At 61.6% G+C, this 3,877-nt stretch carries 2 protein-coding genes; both read left to right on the forward strand.

Features of this window, described 5'->3' with window-relative positions:
* On the forward strand, window positions 1–970 hold a 970-nt coding region (locus AC1D1P_RS16970; RefSeq protein WP_477673776.1), incomplete at its 5' end, for a M23 family metallopeptidase.
* Between the two features lie 212 nt (window positions 971–1,182).
* Window positions 1,183–3,877: preprotein translocase subunit SecA (secA, locus tag AC1D1P_RS16975; RefSeq protein WP_477673777.1), on the forward strand; the 2,695-nt coding region annotated here is incomplete at its 3' end.

The following is a 3,877-nucleotide window of genomic DNA, read 5'->3' on the forward strand; positions in this document are numbered from 1 at the left end:
ATTTAAGCGGTACCAAACTGGTGCTGGCCGGCTTTGTCATTTAAGCGGTACCAAACTGGTGCTGGCCGGCTTTGTCGCCGCCCTGGCGCTCATGCTCGTGGCTGCGGGTCTCTATCACTGGGTGTTCCTCAAGGGAGCGCGGGAAGGCTGGCCGGTCGTCGGCTCGCTGGTCAAGCTCATGGTCAAGGACGAATTCGACCAGCGTGACCGCTTTATGCGTGAAAACCTCGATGTCATGGCCAGGCGGGTCGGTGAAATGCAGGCCAAGATGATGCAGCTCGAAGCGCTCGGCGAGCGGGTGTCGGGCCTGGCAGGGGTCAGCCCGAATGACATCAAGGTGACGCCTGGCCGCGGCGGCGTGCTGGTGGCGGGTCCTTCGCTGACCATGGAAGAGCTGCAAGCTACCCTGGCTGACCTGGACAAACTGACCGACCAGCGCGTGGATCTCATGACCGTGATGGAGTCGCGCCTCTTCGACCAGAAGATCAAGAAAATGATGGTTCCCACCCAGGAGCCGGTGGCCGGTGGCAATCTGGGCTCACCTTTCGGCTGGCGCATTGACCCGATGAACGGACGCTCCGCCTTGCACACCGGCCTGGATTTCCCGTCCGAGCCGGGTACCGCGATTCTTGCCGCCGCAGGCGGTGTGGTCGTCACGCAGGAATACCACCCCGCCTACGGCAACATGGTGGAAATCGACCACGGCAACGAACTCGTCACACGCTACGCCCATGCGTCCCGCGTGCTGGTCAAAAAAGGCGACCTGATCAAGCGCGGCCAGAAGATTGCAGAAGTGGGCACCACGGGCCGTTCCACCGGTCCGCACCTGCATTTCGAGGTGCTGGTCCAGGGCGTCTTTCAGGACCCGCAAAAATTCCTGACCRCAGGGCAAAAACTGCCCGGGCCCACGGTGGCAGCGGTTTCTCCGCGGCCGGCTGTGCCGGCTCCCCAGCTGCCGCGCCCCCACTAGGCGCTTGCCGCTGCCGTGCCACGTGCACGGCTTTTGGCTTGYCGCTGCGGTTTTACGGCGGCGGGCCATGCGACTCCCTTGGCAGAGTTAAAATCAGGGGTTTGGGCCCAGTTGAAGTAACTGTTGGCGCCCACACCTAGGTTCCGTACACAAAAAGGGATTTCGGCCGCATTGCCTAGCTCGCGGGAGCGGTCAAAGGCGGCCTCGCATTTATGGCTTCCAACATCCTGACCAAAATTTTCGGCAGCCGCAACGACCGCCTGCTCAAAACCTACCGCAAAACCGTAGAACGCATCAATGCGCTGGAACTCGAGTATGAGAAGCTGAGCGACGACCAGCTGCGCACCAAAACCCAGGAATTCAAAGACCGGGTGACCGCAGGCGAAGAACTCGATGCCATTCTTCCTGAAGCTTTTGCCGTGGTCCGGGAGGGCAGCAAACGCGTCATGAAGATGCGTCACTTTGATGTGCAACTGCTGGGCGGCATGTCGCTGCACAACGGCAAGATTTCCGAAATGCGCACCGGCGAGGGCAAGACCCTCACCGCCACGCTGCCGGTCTACCTCAACGCGCTGACCGGAAAAGGCGTGCATGTGGTGACAGTCAATGACTACCTGGCCAGCCGCGACGCGCGCTGGATGGGCAAGCTCTACAACTTTCTGGGCCTCACCGTCGGCATCAACCTGCCCAACATGTCGCGCGAGGAAAAGCAGGCGGCCTACGGCTCCGACATCACCTACGGCACCAACAACGAATWCGGCTTYGACTACCTGCGCGACAACATGGTCTACGAGGTGGCAGACCGCGTGCAGCGCGGCCTGAATTACGCCATCGTTGACGAGGTCGATTCGATCCTGATCGACGAAGCCCGCACGCCGCTCATCATCAGCGGCCAGGCTGAAGACCACACCGAGATGTACCTGGCGATGAACAAGGTCGTGCCCTTGCTGACGCGCCAGGAAGGCGAAGCCGATCCGCGCACCGGCGAAGGCGTGACCAAGCCCGGTGACTACACCATCGACGAGAAAACCCATCAGGTCTTCCTGACCGAGCAGGGTCATGAGAACGCCGAACGCCTGCTGTTCAACCTGGGCCTGATTCCGGAAGGCGCCACGCTGTACGATCCGGCCAATATTTCGCTGATGCATCACCTGTATGCAGCGCTGCGCGCCAACCTGCTCTACCACCGCGACCAGCACTATGTGGTGCAGGACGGCGAGGTCGTGATCGTTGACGAATTCACCGGCCGCCTGATGTCGGGCCGCCGCTGGAGCGACGGCCTGCACCAGGCTGTCGAAGCCAAGGAAGGCGTGCAGATCCAGGCTGAGAACCAGACGCTGGCCTCCATCACCTTCCAGAACTATTTCCGCCTGTACAGCAAGCTGGCCGGCATGACCGGAACGGCCGACACCGAAGCCTACGAATTCCAGGAAATCTACGGCCTCGAAACCACTGTCATCCCGCCCAACCGCGTCAGCCGCCGCGACGACCAGCTGGACCGCGTCTACAAGACTACCCGCGAGAAGTACGAAGCTGCGATCAAGGACATCCGTGAATGCTATGAGCGCGGCCAGCCCGTGCTGGTCGGCACGACGTCGATTGAGAACTCCGAAATCATCGACCAGTTGCTGATCAAGGAAAACCTGCCGCACCAGGTGCTCAACGCCAAGCAGCATGCCCGCGAAGCCGACATCATTGCCCAGGCCGGGCGGCCGAAAATGATCACCATTGCCACCAACATGGCGGGCCGCGGCACCGACATCGTGCTGGGCGGTAATGTTGAAAAATTGATTGAAGCGGTTGAAACGGACGAGTCGCTCGATGTAGCGGCCAGGGAGGCGGAAATCACCCGTCTGCGCACGGTCTGGAAAGAAGAGCACGAGCAGGTTACCTCCCTGGGCGGCTTGCGCATCATCGCGACCGAACGTCATGAATCGCGCCGTATCGACAACCAGCTGCGCGGCCGTTCGGGCCGCCAGGGCGACCCCGGTTCATCGCGCTTTTACCTGAGCCTGGACGACCCGCTGATGCGCATCTTCGCGGGCGACCGCGTCAAGGCCATCATGGAGCGGCTCAAGATGCCCGACGGCGAGGCGATTGAGGCGGGCATCGTGACCCGCAGCATCGAGTCGGCCCAGCGCAAGGTCGAGGCGCGCAACTTCGACATCCGCAAGCAGTTGCTGGAATATGACGACGTGGCCAATGACCAGCGCAAGGTGATTTACCAGCAGCGCAACGACATCATGGATGCGGCCAACCTGCAGGCGCAAATCGCTTCACTGCGCGAGGGCTGTTTCACCGACCTGGCGCGGCAGTACGTGCCGGTTGAAAGCGTTGAAGAGCAGTGGGACATCGCCGGCCTCGAGAATGTGCTGCGCGACGAGTGGCAGATCGAGTTGCCCCTGCGCCAGGAGCTGGAGGCAGCGACCGCCATCACCGACGACGAAGTCGTGGAAAAAGTCATCGCCGCGGCCAACGTCGCATTCGCCGACAAGGTCGAAAAGATCGGCGAAGAAAACTTCACGCAGTTCGAACGCATCGTCCTGCTGCAAAGCATCGACAGCCACTGGCGTGAACACCTGAGCGCCCTTGACTACCTGCGCCAGGGCATTCACCTGCGCGGCTATGCGCAGAAGCAGCCCAAGCAGGAATACAAGCGCGAAGCCTTTGAACTCTTCGGCCAGTTGCTGGACAGCGTGAAGAACGAGGTCACCAAGGTGCTGATGACGGTCAAGGTCCAGTCGGGCGAACAGCTGGAGCAGGCCGCCGAGGAACTGGAAAACCGGGCCGAGAACATCACCAACGTCACCTACACCGCGCCCACTGAAACCGGTGAGGTGGAAACGACGCTGGACAGCGAATCGCAGCGCCGTGCGTCGTCCATACCGGCCGACGAAGTGCCGCGTG

This window comes from Polaromonas sp. P1_E1_2 (assembly GCF_056406035.1).